General features: G+C 70.0%; 17 protein-coding genes and 1 pseudogene. 15 read left to right on the forward strand and 3 right to left on the reverse strand.

The genetic code is table 11. The features are described 5' to 3' along the window. The 12 genes and pseudogenes from ADK55_RS26425 to ADK55_RS26480 all read left to right on the forward strand — a co-directional run. A pseudogene (locus ADK55_RS26425) lies at positions 1–327 on the forward strand (DNA primase); the annotation flags it as partial. After that, a complete protein-coding gene (locus ADK55_RS26430; RefSeq protein ID WP_053682313.1) occupies positions 324–1,841 on the forward strand; it encodes a DNA primase family protein in 1,518 nt (505 codons plus the stop codon). The pseudogene ADK55_RS26425 and the gene ADK55_RS26430, both read left to right, overlap by 4 nt. Then, positions 1,838–2,212: a DUF6009 family protein gene (locus ADK55_RS26435; RefSeq protein WP_053682314.1), complete on the forward strand. Its 375-nt coding sequence runs from the start codon at positions 1,838–1,840 to the stop codon at positions 2,210–2,212. The genes ADK55_RS26430 and ADK55_RS26435 overlap by 4 nt, the downstream gene beginning before the upstream one ends. Before the next feature lie 511 nt (positions 2,213–2,723). Next, the gene (locus tag ADK55_RS26440; RefSeq protein ID WP_420713686.1) at positions 2,724–3,302 is read left to right on the forward strand and encodes a hypothetical protein; all 579 of its coding nucleotides are present in this window, start codon (positions 2,724–2,726) and stop codon (positions 3,300–3,302) included. 238 nt (positions 3,303–3,540) lie between these two features. Continuing rightward, complete coding sequence (locus ADK55_RS26445) at positions 3,541–3,864, forward strand: hypothetical protein (RefSeq protein ID WP_053682315.1); 324 nt, start codon at positions 3,541–3,543, stop codon at positions 3,862–3,864. Positions 3,865–3,876: 12 nt separating this feature from the next. Beyond that, complete coding sequence (locus tag ADK55_RS26450; RefSeq protein WP_053682316.1) at positions 3,877–4,332, forward strand: HEAT repeat domain-containing protein; 456 nt, start codon at positions 3,877–3,879, stop codon at positions 4,330–4,332. A 409-nt stretch (positions 4,333–4,741) separates the two neighbouring features. Continuing rightward, positions 4,742–5,926, forward strand: a complete 1,185-nt coding sequence (locus ADK55_RS26455; RefSeq protein ID WP_053682351.1) for a ParA family protein — start codon at positions 4,742–4,744, stop codon at positions 5,924–5,926. Further along, positions 5,923–6,912 (forward strand): ParB/RepB/Spo0J family partition protein, encoded by a 990-nt coding sequence (locus tag ADK55_RS26460; protein WP_053682317.1) that lies wholly within the window; start codon positions 5,923–5,925, stop codon positions 6,910–6,912. Before ADK55_RS26455 ends, ADK55_RS26460 begins: the two co-directional genes overlap by 4 nt. An 89-nt stretch (positions 6,913–7,001) precedes the next feature. Further along, complete coding sequence (locus ADK55_RS26465; protein ID WP_234350252.1) at positions 7,002–7,349, forward strand: ferrous iron transport protein A; 348 nt, start codon at positions 7,002–7,004, stop codon at positions 7,347–7,349. A 728-nt stretch (positions 7,350–8,077) separates the two neighbouring features. Beyond that, positions 8,078–9,316 carry a cytochrome P450, cyclodipeptide synthase-associated gene (locus ADK55_RS26470; RefSeq protein WP_053682319.1) on the forward strand — a complete coding sequence of 413 codons (1,239 nt, stop codon included), beginning with the start codon at positions 8,078–8,080 and terminating at the stop codon, positions 9,314–9,316. A 184-nt stretch (positions 9,317–9,500) separates the two neighbouring features. Beyond that, positions 9,501–11,054, forward strand: coding sequence for an MFS transporter (locus tag ADK55_RS26475; protein ID WP_078999431.1), 1,554 nt, complete (start codon positions 9,501–9,503; stop codon positions 11,052–11,054). Between the two features lie 105 nt (positions 11,055–11,159). Next, a complete protein-coding gene (locus ADK55_RS26480; protein ID WP_053682321.1) occupies positions 11,160–11,789 on the forward strand; it encodes a hypothetical protein in 630 nt (209 codons plus the stop codon). 269 nt (positions 11,790–12,058) lie between these two features. Here the strand turns inward: ADK55_RS26480 and ADK55_RS36835 are convergent, their stop codons facing one another. Continuing rightward, positions 12,059–13,150: a hypothetical protein gene (locus ADK55_RS36835; protein WP_053682322.1), complete on the reverse strand. Its 1,092-nt coding sequence runs from the start codon at positions 13,148–13,150 to the stop codon at positions 12,059–12,061. 294 nt (positions 13,151–13,444) lie between these two features. Further along, complete coding sequence (locus ADK55_RS26490) at positions 13,445–13,903, reverse strand: hypothetical protein (RefSeq protein WP_053682323.1); 459 nt, start codon at positions 13,901–13,903, stop codon at positions 13,445–13,447. A 267-nt stretch (positions 13,904–14,170) separates the two neighbouring features. On the opposite strand from ADK55_RS26490, the gene ADK55_RS26495 reads away from it, so the two are divergent. Beyond that, positions 14,171–14,377, forward strand: a complete 207-nt coding sequence (locus ADK55_RS26495; protein WP_053682324.1) for a hypothetical protein — start codon at positions 14,171–14,173, stop codon at positions 14,375–14,377. A 41-nt stretch (positions 14,378–14,418) separates the two neighbouring features. Here the strand turns inward: ADK55_RS26495 and ADK55_RS26500 are convergent, their stop codons facing one another. Next, positions 14,419–14,919 carry a nucleoside 2-deoxyribosyltransferase domain-containing protein gene (locus tag ADK55_RS26500; protein ID WP_053682325.1) on the reverse strand — a complete coding sequence of 167 codons (501 nt, stop codon included), beginning with the start codon at positions 14,917–14,919 and terminating at the stop codon, positions 14,419–14,421. 660 nt (positions 14,920–15,579) lie between these two features. Between ADK55_RS26500 and ADK55_RS26505 the strand changes: the two genes are divergently transcribed. After that, a complete protein-coding gene (locus ADK55_RS26505) occupies positions 15,580–17,874 on the forward strand; it encodes an eCIS core domain-containing protein (RefSeq protein WP_053682326.1) in 2,295 nt (764 codons plus the stop codon). Between the two features lie 79 nt (positions 17,875–17,953). Further along, the gene (locus tag ADK55_RS26510) at positions 17,954–18,304 is read left to right on the forward strand and encodes a hypothetical protein (protein WP_053682327.1); all 351 of its coding nucleotides are present in this window, start codon (positions 17,954–17,956) and stop codon (positions 18,302–18,304) included. The last annotated feature ends 369 nt before the right edge of the window (positions 18,305–18,673 follow it).

The following is an 18,673-nucleotide window of genomic DNA, read 5'->3' on the forward strand; positions in this document are numbered from 1 at the left end:
GTGCCCCCACGGGCCCGTCAGGCCGTCCTCGCGGCCGGTGGAGGCCAGGACAAGACCTCACGGCTCCTCACCGCCCTCCTCGCCGACGTCGTGTCCTGTGCACAGTTCGCCGAAGGCGCCGGCTTCACGGAGAAGCTGAACAGGGCCGCCTACACCCTGGGAGGGCTCGTTGCCGCAGGCCATCTCAGCGACTCCGACGCGCAGGAGGCTCTGCGGGAAGCAGCCGCGGCCGCCCGTCCCGGCCAAGAACAGCGCTCCGGCCGGATCATTCGCAGCGGCATCGCCGCCGGCGCACAGCGCCCCCTGCACCTTGGAGGCCGCCGGTGAACCCCGCACCCGAGACCCACGGCTTCCTCTTCGACTTCGACCCCGAGGCCGTCGCCGCGCAGATCCTCGCCCAGGCGCCATCGACTCCCCTGCCCGCCCAGGGCGGAGAACAGGCGCACCTGGATCACGCCACCCCCGCCGGACTCCTTCCCGACACCCTCAGCGACCGCGGCAACGCCAAACTCTTCGTGCGGCTGTACGCGGGCGACTATCGCCACGTCCCTGGCCTGGGCTGGTACCGCTGGGACACCACCCGCTGGCAGGTCGACGAGGACGACACCGTCGTCTGGGCGGCGGGAGACCTCGCCGAGGCCATCGCCACCACCGACCCCCGCGGACTCCACAGCAACCAGTCCCTGCAGAAGCACCGGCGCCGAGCCCTGAGCACCTCGGGTGTGAACGCCATGCTCACCCAGGCGAAGTCCGCCCCCGGCATGGTCCTTCGGGCCGAACTCCTCGATGCCGACCCGTACGCGCTGTGCACTCCCGCAGGCATCGTCGACCTGCACACCGGCCTGCTCCGGGCCCCCCGGCCCGACAAGGACTTCCACTCCCGCTCGACGTCCACCGGACCCAAGCAGCAGCCCACCCCCCGCTGGGAACGGTTCCTCACCGACACCTTCGGAGCGGACACCGAGGGCCGGGAGATGATCGACTTCCTCCACCTCATGCTGGGCTACTCCATCACCGGTGACGTCGGCGCCCAGGTGATGCCCTTCCTGTTCGGCGCGGGAAAGAACGGCAAGTCCGTCCTCCTCGACGTCCTCATGAAGCTGCTCGGCGACTACGCGGACGCGGCACCGCCCGGATTCCTGATGGCCCGCGCCTTCGACGGTCACCCCACCGAACTCGCCGAGCTCCACGGCAGGCGTGTCATCGTCTGCTCCGAGGTCAAGCCCGGCGACAAGTTCGACGAAGCGCGCGTCAAGCTCCTCACCGGCGGCGACCGCATCAAGGCGCGCCGTATGCGCCAGGACTTCTTCTCCTTCGCCCCCACCCACAAGCTCTGGCTCATCGGCAACCACCGCCCCGAGGTCGGCACCGGCGGTTTCGCGTTCTGGCGCCGTATGCGCCTGGTCCCCTTCGAGAAGGTCGTCTCCGACGACCGGAAGATCGACAACCTCGCCGACATCCTCGTCACCGAGGAAGGCCCCGGCATCCTGGCCTGGCTCATCGACGGCGCGCGCCGCTACCTCGCGGGCCAGAAGGACCTCACCGGACCCGCCCCCGTCCGCATCGCGACGACCGCGTACGCGGAAACCGAAGACCACACCGGCCGCTTCTTCGAAGAATGCTGCACCTTCCACGCGGACCACCGGGCCGAACAAGCTCGCCTCTACAGCGTCTACCGCACCTGGTGTCAGAATGAGGGCGCGCCCACCGTTTCCTCCCGCGCCTTCGCGGCACGGGCCCGAGAACTCGTCGGCCTCGCCTCACCCAAAGAAATGATCTTGTCCAACTCGAAGAAGTACTACCCCGGCATCGGACTGCTCGCAGAGGAGGAGAACGCGTGAGCTCGCTCATCTCCGACGACGAGATCCATCACGAAGTCGACCTGATCTGGCTCGAGGACGTCGCGGAGCTCGACTACGTCCGCCAGTCCCTCGACCGGCTCCCCACCCGCCGAGGCAAGCCGGCCTACCACCGCGACGGCCGCCTCGTCGGCTACGCCCAACTCGGGCCGCAGGCCAAACCCTCCAGGTCCAGTGGCACGTTCCGCCGCCGTGTCTTCTGGCTCCTGCCGCACGACCGCGACAGCGTTCCGGACGGCCTCTACGCCTCCGGAGCCCCGGCGGAAGCGGTCGACCCCACCACGCTGGCGGCCGGGAGCAAGGGTCGCAAGACCGAACGGTCGGAGCGGCCGGCGCAAGCCGCCGACCTCTGACGGTTCTCCCGACGGGGCGACGGTCCGACGGTCCGACGGGAGAATCCATGCCGGTGCTTGAGTCGCTTCAGTCGCTGATCTCTGGCTTGCAGCGCTCTGATCTGCGGTGACGTGAAAGCGACTGAAGCGAAACCGCGCTCGGCCGTTTGTCCGCCGCGGCAAGGTCCTTCGTACGCGGCGCGTGCGTCTCGTTGTTCACGGCGAGACACGTGTGCCGCTTGCTCCGCCGTGGCCGAGGTCCGACGTCGAGGTCCTCGGGTCGTCCCGGTCGTGGGGATCCGCGCTCTCCAGGGGCGGATCGGAGCCGGCGAGGTCGGGGGCAACGGGATCACCGCGTCGAGTCCACAGGAGGGCTCCGGCCATCACCGGAGCCGTAGCGTCTCCCAGCAGCCACGGCGGACGCAGAGCACGAAGTTGATCTCGACCACCGCTCCCGCCGGCGGAGGTGGCGGCTCCGCCGCGAGCCAGGCCTGTGCGCAGCTCCGCGTCGGGGCCGGAATCCGCCTGGACCGTGTCGACGTACCAGGCCTCGATCGGCCCGCTGGACAGAGCGCGCCCCCGCGCTCAGGAGAGCCATGGCGAGGGTGAGGATCCAGGGTGCGGTGCCCAGGTCATCGGCCGGGGCGGGCCGTGGATGCTCACGAGACATGACGGCAGTGCCTGCGATGATCTGTTCGTGGTGACAGATGCCGAGTGGGCTCGGATTCGGAGGGACCTGCGCTTCGGGCAGGTCTTCGAGGGCACCGTGGTGAAGGTTCCCCAACCCGGTGCGATCGGGATCTTCGTGGACATCGGCCTGAGCGTCGGAGGCTTTGTCGACGTCCTGCTGCTGCCGGACGAGGGCGAAGACTGGCCGGCGGAGGGTACAGTTGCCGACTTCGAGATCTGGTGGGCTGACAGCCGCCGGCAGATCCGGCTGAAGCCGTTCGACTCTCGGTATCTGCGGACCGACTTCACAGCCTTCGTCGAACGCTTCCGTCCCAGTTGGCCTGCCGACGTCGGCAGGCCCGTTCGTGACCCAGGGCCTGTCACCCCGGACGAGTTGCGGGCGGTGCTTCGCACCGATGGGCCGCCGGCCAAATCCTCCTGAGGCTGGAGTAGGCCGACGGTCCTGGAGGAGCCAGTGCTGTGGCCGGAAAGGCTTGCCGGCCACAGCACTGGACTTCGCGAGGTGCGAAAGTGCGACGGGAGAGCAGGGACATGGGTAGCGGTGTGAGCGGTGTGAGCGGTGTGGTGGAGAGCAATTCTCCCCTGATGTCCGCGGTCCGGTCCGTACCCGGGTCCAGGACGACGAGTACAACAACGTCGACGAGTACTCCCTCGGGGGGATGACCGTTCGCGATGGGCATGCGGCGATCCTCACGCGCCTGGAGGAACTGTTCGGCAGCCGCAGCTCGTTCGAGGAGCTGATGGCACGCGCGGTCAGCCACGACAAAGACCACGCCGCGTGGGGGAACATCATCATCTTGCTGGCCAACCGTCGCGACCAGGAGACATGGACCGCTGCCGCGGCGCTGCGCACACATCCGGAGCCGTCCCACCGGTCGTTCGGCGTCGAGGTGCTACGGCTGACCCACCTGTTCGACGACAGTGACGAGGGCGCGTTCGCCGGCCCTGCCCTGGACCTCTTCACCGACTGGTCGACCGGGTAAGAGGACCTCGCCGTGCTGACGGAGGTGTTGGTCGCGATCGGGGAGCACGCCAATCCGCGTGTCGGCGCGGCCCTCGTGCCCTACGCCGGCCACAGCGACGCCGGGGTGCGGTGCGCGGTGGCACGCGGTTGCGGCGTATGGCACGAGACGCCGCTCGCCTTCCCCGGTGATGTCCGTGAGGCGTTGATGGTTCTGATGACGGACGCGGACCCAGTGGTACGGCGGGCTGCCTGCCTCACGGTGGCCGATGGCAAGGACCGCGATCCCGTCTTGGCCGATGCGATGGCCGCTTTGCTGGGCGACCCGGACCGCCGGGTCCAGGTCACCGCCGTCTACGGGCTTGCGCTACACGAGGACGAGCGGTGCGTGGAGGCGGCTCGCCGCCTGCCCCTGGCGCCGCCCGACACCCCGCACGAGTACGAACTCGACGCGGTGTGGAGATACACGTCGCGCCGCGACAACCGCTGACACCACCACCGGCGAGACGGGGAGGTCCGTCGCCGGCACGTACGTGACCCGGTACCCGGCCATCGCCGCTTCGGTTCCCAGAGCGATCAGCACGTCACTTCGCCAGAACGCGCAGGTGATAGCTGGTGGAGGCGGACGTGGCACGGCTCCCCTGCTCCGCCAACGCCTCCAGGACGTGACACATCCTCAGTTCGCCCGCCCCCGCCCTGAGGCCGGCGAACCGTCAACTCCCTTGCCCTTCAGGGTTCCAAGGGCCGAAACGCCGGTACCGCGCACGTCCCTGGCGCTGTTCGGAAGGGCGGCACAGGTGCTAACGGCGTTAGCACGAGGGAGGAACTAACGTTGAAACAAGGCAAAACGCACCTAACGTGCAGCCTGAAACTGTCTGGGCGGCAGTATGCTGCCGTCCATGTCATCTCTCACCTCGGGAGGTGAGCGGGAGAAGCTCGTCTCCAAGCTGCCCGCCCACCTCCAGCAAGCACTCAAGGTCCGCGCGGCACAGCTCCAGACCGACATGCAGGACGCCGTCACCAACGGCATCCACGCCTGGCGGAACTGCACCGACGAACTGCCCGACGTCAACACCGCAGGCGCCGACTCGTTCGGCACCTACCTGCCCGAAGGCCTCTACGAGGAATTCAAGGCCGACTGTCGCGAGCGCGGTGTCTCCTACATTCAGGGCCTGGCCCAATCCGTGGTGCTCTGGCTCGCGGACAACCCCGCCGAAGCGACGGCGACCACCCGGCGGATCGTCGTCTGCAACCAGAAGGGTGGTGTCGGCAAGACCGCTGTCTCCGCAGGTCTCGCCCAGGCCCTCGCCGAAGACCCGACCGCCGTCGGCGCCGCGGCCGACGCGGCGATCGGAGGCCTGCGCGTCCTCCTCGTCGACTACGACCCGCAAGGCCACCTCACCCACCAGCTCGGCCTCACCGCCATCCCCGCCGGCGAGGAAAGCCTCATCACCCACATGCTGCACCGCGATCAGGCCAAGCACTCGCTGCTCGACCTGACGGTCGCCATAGACGGTGACCGGTTCGGCGACCGACTGCGGATCCTGCCCGCGGCGTTCGACGCGTTCCTCCTCGACTCGGGCCTCACCACGTTCCGCGGTCTGCGCCACGCCGCACTCGAACGAGCCCTCGCACCCCTCGAAGAGCACTTCGACGTCATCGTCCTGGACGCGCCGCCCAGCCTCGGCCTCGCCATGGACGCCGCCCTGACCTACGGACGCCAGAGGGACGGTGAGAAGCCCGGCTCATCCGGCCTCGTCGTTCCCGTGGAAGCCGAGGACACCTCGGCCCAGGCGTACGGCATGCTCATCCAGCAGATCGACTCCGTCGCGCGGGACTTCGACGTCGTCATCGAGCAGCTGGGTCTCGTCGTCAACAAGTTCGACAGCCGCCGCGGGTACATCGCGACGTCCTCGTTGGACAAGTGGAAGTCGCTCGGTACTCCCCCGGTCCTCGCCGTCGTACCGGACGTGAAGGAGCAGCGCGAAGCCGTACGCAAGCAGCGCGCGCTCCTCGACTACGCGCCCGACTGCGAGCAGTCCCACCAGATGAGGAAGATCGCCCGAGGGGTGAAACTCCCGTGAGCAAGGCGGACATGCTGGGGGACTCCCCCACCTTCAACGCGGTCGCTCAGCCCATGAGCAGCCGCGCGGCCTCCTTCGCGCGATTCTCCGGGCAGGACGTTCCCGCCGCCGAGGCCGCACAGGCCGGCCAGGCCGGGACGCTCCGGGTCGCCCTGGACGCCCTCGCGCACAACCCGTACAACCCGCGTGAGGAACTCAAGGCCGTCGACGACCTCGCGGACAGTCTCACGTCCCGAGGTGTCATCCAGCCCCTCGCCGTCGTGACCCGACAGGCCTTCCTCGCCGCGCACCCCGGCCAGGAGGACAAGGTCGGAACGGCCGCCTACATTGTCGTGGACGGCAACCGGCGCCTCGCCGCGGCGAACCTCGCCGGCCTGGACGACGTACCCGTCCACCTCGACGACTCCCTGGCCGAGGACGCCGACACCCTCCTGGAAACCGCCCTCACGGCCGCCATCCAGCACGAGAGCCTCGACCCGCTCGACGAAGCCAAAGCCCTGGAACGGCTCGTCCAGGTCCACGGATCCCAGCGCGCCGTCGCCCGTGCCCTGGGCAAGTCCAGCCCCTGGGTCACCCAACGCATCGCCCTGCTCAAACTCACCCCCGAGCTTCAGAAGCAGGTCGAGGACCGCACCCTCCCGGTCGAGATCGCCCGCAACGTCGGTCAGTTGCCCGCGCAGCAACAGCAGCCGGCCGCGGAAGGGGCCCTCGCCAAGCGTGCCGCCGGCAAGGTGCGCAAGAAGACCTCTCCGGGTGCTAACGCCGTTAGCACCCCCGACTCGGTTCCTGCTCCGGCTCGCTCCACCGCCACAAGCGGCAAGCCGGAGGAGCAGTACGACGCACCACCCGTGAGGCCGGAGTCCGGCGTCGCGCGGGTCCCGTGGCACGACGGCAACGAGGTGGCCGACCTCGTCTTCGAGAAGATGGCCGAAGCGCAGCGTGCGGTACTCCTGGAACGCCTTCTGGCTGCCCAGGGCGAGGGGTAACCGGTCCACCGGGTGTGGGAGGTGGGGTGCTAACGCCGTTAGCACCCCACCCCGCACCCTTCTGAGTCGGGTCGGAGAGGATGGCGGCCATGACAGACACATCCCATTCCGATCCCGCGGCCCCGGCTGATCGCCAGGCGACCGAGCACATCCTCGGTCGTTCCCTGAACCAGACCTGGCCGGCGGGTGCCTTGCCACCGGGTACTCGGGTCACCGTCGTTCCTGACATGAACGGGAACGGCGGTTGGCAGGTCGAATTCCCCGGAACGATCGATGCCATGGGCGCACCCGAGCCGAACGAACATGCCCAGGCGCTCACCGACGAGCTGAAGTACTGGGTGGCCTTCGACGAGCCGCAGTACGACACCGCGGGGGAGGGGCCCTACCGCAAGGCCCAGATCTGGGGTCGATACCTGAAGCCCGCGGGGGAGAGCTGAGGGGGTACCGGATCAGCCCTGGACCGCCGGTCCTCTCCCAGCCGGTCCTCTCCCAGCCGGTCTTCTCCCCGCCGGTCCTCTCCCCGCCGGTCCTCTCCCCACCGGTCCTCTCCCCACCGGTCAGGGCGTCGGAGAGGCTCCCGTGAGTGACATCCAGTCTCGGACCGTCTCCTGGTGCGAGCCGTTCGCTGTGCTCGCGGCCACTGCCTCGGCCTGCTCGATGGAGCATGGCACTGCTCACCGGGCCGACAAGAACGCGCGGGGCCAACCACAGCAGTGAGTCACACACGCGCTCGGCGAGGGCCATCCGTAGCTCCGGAGCCGACTGAGGGCGGGTGAAAACGGCTGTGCGGCCTGCTGAAGCCCTCTCAGTCGGGGGTTGATCGCATCGCACCGGCAGTGTCGGGATCGGCGCCCTGAGGGCCCTTCTCGTGCGTCGCCTATTCCCGTTATGCGGGGAATCTCCTCTTTGTGGACTGGCGTGACCGAGTGCGGATTCATCCGTGCCTCTGATGAAGTCGCGCCAACACGGATCGAGTTGGCCGAGCAGGCCGGCAAACTGCGACAACGGCGATGCGCAGGCGCCGGCGCAGGCACGGCGTGGCCGACAGCCCGTTCCCTGGATCGGGCTGTCCTTGGCCCGAGAAATCCCACACCGCCGGAACGGCTACCGTACCTACCCCGTCTAGCTGGTGACGCTCTATCCGCTCCCGTGAGGTTCTCTCTGCATGCCTGTGATCGATTCTCGTTTCAGCGTCCTGTCGGAGGACTTCGCCAACGACCCCTACCGGTTCTTTGCCGGGTTGAGGGAGCACGCGCCGGTTCACCACGAACCGGCGATCGACAGCTACTTCGTCTCCCGGTACCAGGACGTGAAGCGGGTGCTGACCGAACACGAGCTGTTCAGCACCGAGATGCTGACGGTGCGTGCCGAACCGGTCATGCGGGGGCGGGTGTTGGCCCAGATGACCGGTGCCGAACACACCGCCAAGCGAAAGATCGTCGTCCGTGCCTTCACCGGGCCGGCACTGCGGGATCAGATACGCGCCATACGTGCCAACGCCGCCGAGCTCATCGAGCCGTTCCTCTCCCGGGGGCGGCTGGACCTGGTCAACGACTTCGGCAAGCCCTTCGGAGTCCATGTGACGCTCGACGTCCTCGGCCTGGACAAGGAGGACTGGCAGCAGATCGCCGTCTGGCACGGCGGGGTCGCCGAGTTCATCACCAGCGTCGTTCTCACCCCCGAACGCCGCCGGCACTGCCTGGACTGCGCCGAGCAGTTGGAGGCCTACCTCGTCCCCGTCATCGAACAGCGGCGCCGCCACCCCGGCCACGACCTCATATCGAGGCTGTGCACCGCCGAGTTCGACGGCATCGCGATGAGCAACCGCGATGTCACCGCGCTGATCATCAATGTCCTGGTCGCGGCCACCGAGCCCGCCGACAAGACCCTCGCCCTGCTGTTCAAGCACCTGGTCGACCACCCCGAACAGATGGCGCAGGTCCGCCGGGACCCGGATCTCCTGACCGCCGCTATCGCCGAGACCCTGCGCTACACCCCACCGGTCCAACTCATCCCGCGCCAGGCCGAGAAGGACATGACGGTCGCCGGCACCACCATTCCGGCAGGAGCGGTCGTCTTCTGCATGATCGGCGCGGCCAACCGTGACCCGGACGCTTTCAACGCCCCGGACACCTTCGACATCCACCGCCCGGACCTCGGCACCGCCCGCTCCTTCACCGCGGCCTCCCAGCACCTGGCCTTCGGTACCGGGCTCCACCAGTGCGTCGGCGCGGCCTTCGCCCGCGCCGAGATCGAAACCGTCGCCGCGATGCTCCTGCCGCTGCTCGACCGAGTCCGCCACGCTCCCGGCTCCCGCTACCGGGAAACCGGCCTGTACACGCGAGGTCCCGCCGCCCTGCCCTTGGAGTTCACGCCCTTCACGGGCGGCGTGGGCCGCGCCTGACCCCGTACGTCCCGCTCCGGACCCACGATCCCCGGCCCGACGCGTGCGACGCGTGCGACGCGGTCGGGTGACGGGCGATCGGGTGGACGGGGGTGGACGGGTGGACGGGTGCGGACAGGACTGGACAGTCGTCGCCTTCGCCGAGCATGGATTGTGGACACCGCCCGCCCCGAGGCTGTGCGTCATGAACCTTGTACGTACGAAGGACAACCCGGCCGCCGCCCGGCCCCGCCAGGGGAGCGCCCTCGCGGCGCTGGCCGCGGCCCAGTTCACCGTGATGCTGGCCACCTCGATCGTGAACGTCGCGCTGCCGCAGATCCGCGCCGGAGTCGGCCTGTCGGACGGCGGTACCACGTGGGTGGTCAACGCCTACGGCCTGGCGTTCGGGGCGCTGCTCCTGGCGGGCGGCCGGGCGGCCGACCTGCTCGGCCGGCGCCGGGTGATGATCGCCGGTCTCGCGGTGTTCGCGGGAGCCTCACTTGCGGCGGGACTGGCGGCCTCCCCGGGCGTGCTGATCGCCGCCCGCGCCGTGCAGGGACTCGGAGCCGCCTCCATCGCTCCCGCCGCGCTCGCCCTGACGATGGGCCTGTTCCCCGCCGGCCCCGGCCGGGGCCGCGCGTTGGGCGTGTGGGGCGCGGTCTCCGGCGCCGGGGGAGCGGCCGGCGTCCTGCTGGGCGGCGTACTCACACAGGCCTGGGGCTGGCCCTGGGTCTTCCACATCGTCGCCCTCGGGGCGGTACTGGTCCTCATCACCGTCGTGATGTTCGTGCCCCGGGCCGGCGGCCGTGAGGCAGGGCGGTTCGATCTGCTGGGTACCGCGACCGTCACCCTCGCCCTGACCTGCCTGGTCTGGGCGTTGACCAGTGCACGTGGGGCCGGCTGGACGAACGGCGGGGTGCTCGGGGCTCTCGTCGGCGCCGTCACGCTGTTCGCGGCCTTCGCCGTCATCGAGCGTCGCCGCCCCGACGCCCTGATACCGCCGCGGCTGTTCTCCACCGGCCGTGTCGCCGCGGGCAACCTGCTGATGACGCTCCTCGGCTCCGTGTGGATCGCGCTGTTCTTCTTCCTGCCCCTCTACCAGCAACAGGTCCTCGGAATGAGCCCGCTGGCCACCGGAGCCGGTCAACTCCCCCTCGCCGTGGCCAACATACTCGGCGCTGTCGCCGCTCCCCGCGTCTCCCGGCGCATCGGCGCCACCGCGACCGTCACCGCGGCCCTGCTCACCGAGGCCGCGGGGCTGCTGTGGTTGTCACGGATCAGCGTCGACGGGAACTTCCTCGGCGACGTCCTGGGGCCGAGTGTCCTGGTCGGTGTCGGCCTGAGCATCGCCTTCGTACAACTCACCACGCTCGCCGTGGACGGCGTTCCGGGGCAGGACGCGGGGCTGGCAGGCGGACTGGTGAACACCACCCGCCAGGTCGGTGGCGCGATCGGCCTCGCGGCCCTCGCCACCCTCGCCGGATCCGTCACGGCCCACGAGGCCACCCACCAGTCCCACTTGGAGGCCCTCACCGCCGGCTACCGGGCCGCGTTCGCGGTGTCCGCCGCGATCCTCGCGGTCACCGCCCTCCTCGCCGTGTGCCTCACATGCCCGAGCCGCCGCGCTCGCGCGGCACTCCCGCCCGAGACGCCCGAAGCCACCACACCGCCCCAACAGAGCGATGCGACCGGCCGGGTGACCCAACCGGCCGACCGACCGGTGACCGACCGAGCGACCGACCTGGTGACCGACCGGTGACCGACTTGGTGACCGGCCGCGTGACCGACCTGGTGTCCGGCCTGGTGACCAAGCACGCGACCGACCAGCCGACCGCCGTCAACCACCCTTGAGGGGAACCCCGTCATGTCCGGCCACGCAACCACATCGCCGCCCGCTGCTCCCGTCCATCCGACCCGTCTTCCGTACGAGCACGAGGTCGACAATCGCGCGGCCTACCTCAGTTTCGGACTCGCCTACGTACTCGGGCATGGCGCCGCCGCGGCCTCGCAGGGAGACACCCCACTGCTCGATCTCCCCGGCTGGCTGCCCATGACCCTGCTCGGATGCGGGCTCGCGACGGGCATCGTCCAAGCGACCGTCGCCGCGCTGCGGGCCCAGCGGGGGGCCACCGGGCCAGACCTCCTCGCCGGCAGACTGCTCGGCGCCGCCTGGATCGTCGCGTTCACCGCCCTGTTCCTCGCCATCACCGGACTCACATCCGTCCTCGACCAGCCCGAACTCCAGTCCGTCCTCTGGCCCGCCGGTTCCGGGCTCATCGTCGGCCTGCTCTACCTCGCCGAAGGCGCCGTACGCCGCAACGTGCTCCACTACGTCCTCGGTGTCTGGCTCGCCCTGACCTCCACCGCAGCGCTCTCGCTCGACACCCACGGCTTCTACTGGGTCCTCGCCCTCGCAGGCGGCGGTGCCTACGCCCTTGCCACGGCCCTTGAACACCGCCGCCTGCGGCCTCGCGCAGGGCCCTCGCGGAACTGACGGGCCCGCCACGGGTTCGTACGCGGGGGAGCGCGGCGCACTGCCCACCCTCGGGATGGTCATCACTCACGGCCGCGAACCGTGGCGGGGATCAGAGCCCTGCGCCACGGGGCCGGCCGCGTTCGAGACCTCGATTCCCGGCCTTGTTCGCGGCCTTGGTTCCCGGCCCTGGACGTGCCGACGCCCTCGGAAGCGGGTGGGCTTCCGAGGGCGGGCGGTTCAGTGGGGGGTGTGCGGTCTGCCGGGTGCCGGGTGTGCGGTGTGACGGTTCAGTTCTGGTTGGCCGTGCGGCGGCGCAGGGCGACGAATCCGGCCCCGGCGGCGCCGAGGGCCAGGGTGCTCGCGCCACCCGCGATGAGGGCGGTGGCGTTGCCGGGGCCGTCCTGTGCGATCTCGGCGCCGGCCGCGACGCCGCCCTTGGGCAGTACCGAGGTCTGCGCGACGTTGTGGGTGGAGACCGCGGGAGTGGACGTGGTCGCGGAGGCCGGCTTGGCCGCAGGGGTGGGCTTCGCGGAGGTGGTCGGCTTCGCGGCGGACTTGGCGGCGCAGTCCTTCGGGGGCTTGGGGAAGGAGACGCCCTCCCACGGGATCTGGCCACCGACGACGCGCATCTGGAACTGCGGCGTCTTCGGGTCGTCGCTGTCCTTGATGCGGGCGCCCCCGGCGAGACCGGTGCGGTTGGTGGTGGTGAGCGTGGTCAGCGTCCGGGCCGTCTTGCCGTCGATGAGCTGCGCGACCGGACCCGAGGTGCCGTTGGAGAGACGCAGGCTGACGCCGTCGAACGGGGTGCCCATGCTCCAGGAGACGGTGCAGCCCTCGCGGGTCTCGGTGCCGCCGGCGTCGAAGCCGTGGCCGGTGGCGGGGTTCTTCCACGAGCGGACCTGGCCGGAGTCGTCGAGGGTGACCCACATGCCGCGGACCTGCTGGCCGTCCTGAGTCTGGTTGCTCGGACCGCCGACGTGGAAGCTCGCGATCGGCATGCCGGAGGCGGTGTGGACGTCCAGGTAGTACCAGCCCTTGCCCTTCTTCCACAGGTCACCCTTGATGCCGTCGGCCAGCACGGGGTGGCCGACGAGTTCCCCGGCCGTCGCCGCTGTCGCCGTCGCCGTCGCCGTGTCCGCCGAGGCGGCGGCCTTGGGGGCGCCCGCGGTCTTCGAGGCGTCAGCGGTCTTCGAGGTGTCAGCGGCCTTGGGGGCGCCCGCGGTCTTCGAGGCGTCAGTGGCCTTGGGGGAGTCAGCGGCCTTGGGGGAGTCAGCGGCGAAGGCGGCGGTGCTGGGCGCGAGGAGGGCTCCCGCGAGTGCGGCGGTGGCGACCGCTGCGCGCAGGACGGTGCGGCGGCGGGAGCGGGTGTAGGTCGACATGAACGACTCCGTGACAAGGGGCGGCCGAGTGGCCGAAAGCGGAAGAAGGAGAGGTTGCATGCCGCCTCCTCTGTCAGGTGTGAACTGTTGAGGCTGGGCGGGGCTGCAAGAAGAAATCTATGGATCATGTGTGCGAGAAGCGTCCGCTGCATGTCACCGGACCGTCACAGGACTTACCTCCCACCGCCGAACCTTCCCCGACCACGATCCCGATCGTCGAGACGAATCGCCCTTTGCGCAGGTCGGAGCCAGTGTCCCCTGCGGGGACCCTCGGAGGGACGCCGGTCGGGGGAGCTAGGAGATACGGGCGCTACGTGAGAGCCAGGGAGTGAGCGCGGCAATCGCGACCAGTTCCTTGTACGTCTCGTCGCCGGGCAAGGGCACGATGAGCCACTGGCCCGGCGGGAACAACCGGCCCTTGGTGTGGGCCAGTCCGCTGTAGACGGACCGGAGGAACGCCGGAACGGAGTCGCGCGGTACATCGTGGAACTCGACGTTGTCCACGGTGATCTTCGCATCGTCCTCGGGGAAGACCCGGACGCTTACGGTCGGGACGCCGGACAGTTCGACGAAGGCCTCGTGCGGCAGCGAGCCGTCGGGGTCGACGATGGTGAAGACGCCGGCAGATGCGCGGCACGATGTCTGGTCGGCGCCGATGTCATGGGTGACGGTCATCTCCAGGCCGTGGTCGGCCGCGATCTTGCGTATCGCGGTGACAGTCGCCCCGGTGGTGGGCAGGTGGGGGTGGGTCATGATCGCGATTCTTCCTCATTCGGGGTGCCACGAGTCCGGATGGGCGGGCGCGCCGGTCTTCGGTGTCCAACGGACACGTCGTCGCGCTTCGTCATCGTCCGGCAGCCGCCGCTGTCTACCTTCTACCGCGGCCGGCCCGCCACGCACTCGAACGTGTCCCCGGTCCCGTCGGCCCCACCGCCTCCCGCTCCGAAGATTCCGCCGGCTTGATCACGCCCGTGCGCTTGTCGCACCGGCTTACGATCGCCGAAATCTGGAGGGGGAGTTATGAGACTGGCATGGCTGGCATGGTTGATCGACGAGTGGGATGAGCTCGGGTACAGCAACGGCGCGTTGCGGGGCGCGATCGGTACGGTCGCGGTCCTGCTCTCTGCGGCGATTGCCGCCCTCGCGCTGCACCGCTTCCGTGCTGCCGCGCTGACGGTGGCCGGGGTGGTCGCCGTCGCAGGAGTCGGCTGGCTGTCAACCCACTGAGATCCGTTGACACCCATGTGAGTCCCTCGCGCGTTTCCGGACTACCGGGCGCCCTTCGCCGTGACGAGGGTGAGCGCGGCAGCCACGGTGTCGTGGAGCGTCTCGGCCACGGGTACGCCGTGGCGGCGGGCGACGTGCACGAGGTAGCGGTTTCGTTCGGGGTTGGGGCAGTCGGGCGGGCATCCGAGGACGGCCCGGCCGGTGGCGACGTCGAGACCGAACTCGACGTTGGTGGTGAACCCGGGAAGTGATACGAGGTCGCGGGGGATCCAGAAGAGGATCGCGTCGGCGTGGCGGCGTGCGTCGGTCTCCCAGTCGACCTGGTCGTCGTAGTGGGCGGCCTGAACCCCGCCTCGGGGTTCGGGGTTCAGGACGGTCAGCGGTTGTCTGCCGGTCCACTGGGTGGTGAGTTCGCCTATCGCGTCGGGGCGCCAGGAGGGGACGGGCCCGTCGGCGCGCGGGGTGGGCCCGGCGAGGAAGACGCTGGGCCCGGTGGAGGGGAGCGGTTCGCGGGCGTAGACGAGGTTCGGGCGCACGGTCATCGGGTTCCTTCGGTGTGCTGCGGGGTCCGGGGGAGTGGAGCGGCGATCGGTCGTCGCCGGCGCCGGGTACACCTCGGACGGACGTGGAGGTCAAAGACGATCGGCGTGGCCTGGCCCTCTTTCGACGCGACGATGTTCGCGGCCGGGCACTCGGCCATAGGCCCGGCAGGGCGTCGCATCGCGGTTGTGGTCACCTCCGGATCCTCTCCCGTGTCCTGGACGTGTATGCGAGGCAGGACCAGGACGTACTCGGGGTGAACCCCGCCCGAGCACGGGCGGATCGCGACGGCGCCGTCTCACGCGCGGCCCACGGCGGCCGGAGTGCCACCGGCGGCGATGGCACAGAAGGCGCGGGCAGCGGCGGGCAACGGCAGGAAGTGGCAGGCAATGCCGGGCAACGGCGGGCAGTGGTACGGCACGGGGAGCAGCCACGGGCGTACAGGCAGGCACGGGCGCACGGGCGCACGGGCGCACGGGCAGCCACGGTCACGGACGGCTCGAAGATCGCTTGACTCCTTCCGTCCCCGCCAAGCCCTCACCGTCCCCCGTCGAGTCCTCGCCGTCCCTTCAACTGCCTTCAAGATTGCCCTCGTTGCCGCTTCGGGCAGGCGGGGCGCGGGCCTATCCTGGCGCGAAGGATCACCGACACCGAGGACCGCGATGAGCATGCGCAAGATCCGGGGCGAGCAGCAGGCGTCGAAGTCCACCCCGGTGTCACGGCAGCCGTCTCCCCGACCCGAGCAGCGGCTGCTGACCCTCCAGCGCACAGCGGGCAACGCCGCCGTGATTCAGGCACTGCGGCTCTCCGGGTACCTCCCCGGCACCGAGGGGTCCGAGGAGACCGCGAAGCCGGACGCGGGCGCGGAGATCAAGAGCGTGACGTCCCGGGGCGGCACACCGCTGGATCCGATGAAGCGCGCGAAGGCCGAGACGGTCTTCAAGGAGGACTTCTCCGACGTGCGGCTGCACACGGACGCGGTGGCCCAGCGGTCCGCGGCGAACGTGGACGCCCACGCCTACACGGTGGGCAACAACATCGTCTCCGGGACCGGCAGCATCGACGACCGGACCCTGTTCCACGAGCTGACCCACGTCTCCCAGCAACGCAAGGGCTCGGTCGCGGGCACCGACCGCGGCGACGGTGTGCGGGTGTCGGATCCCGGCGACCCCTTCGAGCGGGCGGCGAGCGCCAACGAGCGGCTGGCCGACGCACCGGCGCCCGCGCGGCACCACGCCGGGGACGGGCCCGGCCACGCGCACGGCCCGTCGGTACAGCGCAGCGTCGCGCGGCCGGAGGCCGTACAACGCACGATGTCGGACAGCGACGTGCAGGAAGGGGGCACGGAGCAGGCGCGCCGCAGGGTGCTGGTGGTCTGCGACGAGAGCGGGCTCGGTCTCGGCGGCGTCCCGGTCTTCAACATGGAACTGGTCAAGGGCCTCAAACACGACCACGACGTCACTCTCCTCACCGTCAACGCCCGCGCGGACTACGACCACGAGAAGACGACCGCCCTGCACAACGACGCCCACATCGTCAACGCCGCGGAGCGCGGTGCGGACGGGGAGGGCCGGGACCGCCTCGACGCCCTCGCCGGCGGCTCGCCGGGCCAACACGACCTGCCGAGCGACCAGGAGGCCTTCGACATCGTCATCGGGCACTCCCGCTTCTCCGGACCCGCCGCGCAGAAGATCCGTGACGCCTGGTACCCCGGCGCACGCCTGGTGCACTTCCTGCACACCAGCCCGGTACGGCTGGACAAGATCAAGGGGGCACCGAAGAAGGGCGTCGAGAAGGGGATCAAAGAGCGCAACGCGATGCGGAAGGCCGACCTGGTCGCCGGTGTGGGATCGCTGCTCGCCAGGGAGGCCGAACGGCTCTCGGACGGCGTACTGCGCGTCCCCGCGCTGCACGACTTCGTCCCGGGTACCGAGGTCGGCACACCGGTCGAGCCGTCCCTGACCAACCAGGCCAAGTACCTGCTGCACCTGCCGCGGAAGCTCAAGGTGCTGCTGCCCGGGCGGGCCGAGGACCAGATCAAGGGTGTGGAGGCAGCCGTCCAGGCGATCGGCATCCTGCGTCGGCCGAAGAATCAGGGCGGCCGCGGACTCGATGTCCGGATGACGATCCGCGGCACTCCGGACCCGCAGAAGCACCCCGAGAAGTTCGCCCTGTGGAAGTCGATCGTCGACACCCACGGCGCGGGCGGGGTCATCATGCGCCCCTTCAGCGAGAACCAGGCGGAACTGGAACACGACCGGGAGACCACGCACGCGGTGATCATGCCGTCGTTGCACGAGGGATTCGGACTGGTCGCCACCGAGGGAGCGGGACGCAGCCTGCCCGTCCTGGTCAACGGAGAGAGCGGTGCGGCTCAGTTCCTGTCACAGGTGACGAGCGGTTCCTTCATGGGCGTCGTCAACGCCCCCGTCCACATCGATTCCGCCGGCGGCAAGGAAGTCGCCGGCGGGGCCGACTCGCGCGCGCAGGCGTGGGCCGCGGCCATCGAGGGCCTGCGGAGCAATCTGCCGGGCGCGCGAAGCGACGCCACGCGACTGTACGAGCTGCTCAAGGGCTACTCCTGGCGGCACGCCGCCCAGGCACTGGTGACGGCCACCATGGCGACCGCACCGCCCGCTCGGGACCAGGCGCGTCCCGAGGCGGAACCCCACCGGGGCGCGGTCACCCGGCAGGGCGTGGACGGCTCCGTGGAGGAGGTCAAGGACGAGCGGGGGAACTGGGCGCCGCACGCCTACTGGGACGGTTCCACTTCGCAACCGGACGGACTCTGGGACGAGGAGGAGCAGGTCGCCCACCTGAAGAAGCTGGTCTTCGCCATGAGGCCCGACCCCAGGAGAAGCAACTCCGCCGAGGTCCTGGCCTCCGGCCGGCACACCGACATCGAAGGCAATGAGAGGCCGCGGCCCAAGGACGGGCTGTGGCAGAAGGAGGACTGACGGCGCTGCTCAGCCACCGCGGGACGCAGGTGGCCGGTCCGGCGGATCATGCTCGGGGAGGCACGAGTAGGCTGACCGAATGTCTTCCGTACTGGTTATCGGCTATGACCCTGCGGCAATACCCGGCGTCGACGCGGAGGGCCTTCGTGCGGCCCTGGACGAGGAACTGGCCCGGTTCGCAGAGCACGACATCGAAGCGGCCATGACACTGGTCGCGTTCGGCGAGTCGGCCGAGCCCACGCTCGTCGCGTCGCTGGTCGAGCGTGCCTGGGACGTGGTGGTCGTCGGTGCCGGAATCCGCAAGACGGAGCAGCTGCTCCCGTTCTTCGAGCAGATCGTGAACCTGATCCACCGCCATGCGCCCCAAGCCGCCATCGCGTTCAACACCCATGGCGGGGACAGCGTCGAGGCGGCACAACGCCGGCTGTAGGTTTCGTCAGGGCGGATCACATGCGGCGTCGGGTACAGCCCGGCTGCGAGCACGGACGGGCCGCGGGCCGCTGTGTGATGCGGGATCGGGATCGGGATCGGGGCCACGGCAGCGCCGCCACCCGCGCGCGCGGCCTTCCGCCCGAAGAGGAGGCCCGAGCTGCCGAGTGAATACTCGCCTCAGGCCTCCGAGGCGGAGGCCGATCCGGGGCGGCTCCAGGGTCGCGGACATCCGTCGTTAGGATCATGACGAGTGTCGGCCGGGGAGCCGGGCGCCGCGAACACGGCGGTTGGGGGCAGGGCGTGCATCCCTTGTCCACCGTCCGCCGCGTCGGCGCAACCTGTGGACGAGAGCAGCGAGGGAACATGA

This window comes from Streptomyces sp. WM4235 (assembly GCF_001279725.1).
In the GTDB taxonomy this organism is placed as follows: Bacteria; Actinomycetota; Actinomycetes; order Streptomycetales; family Streptomycetaceae; genus Streptomyces.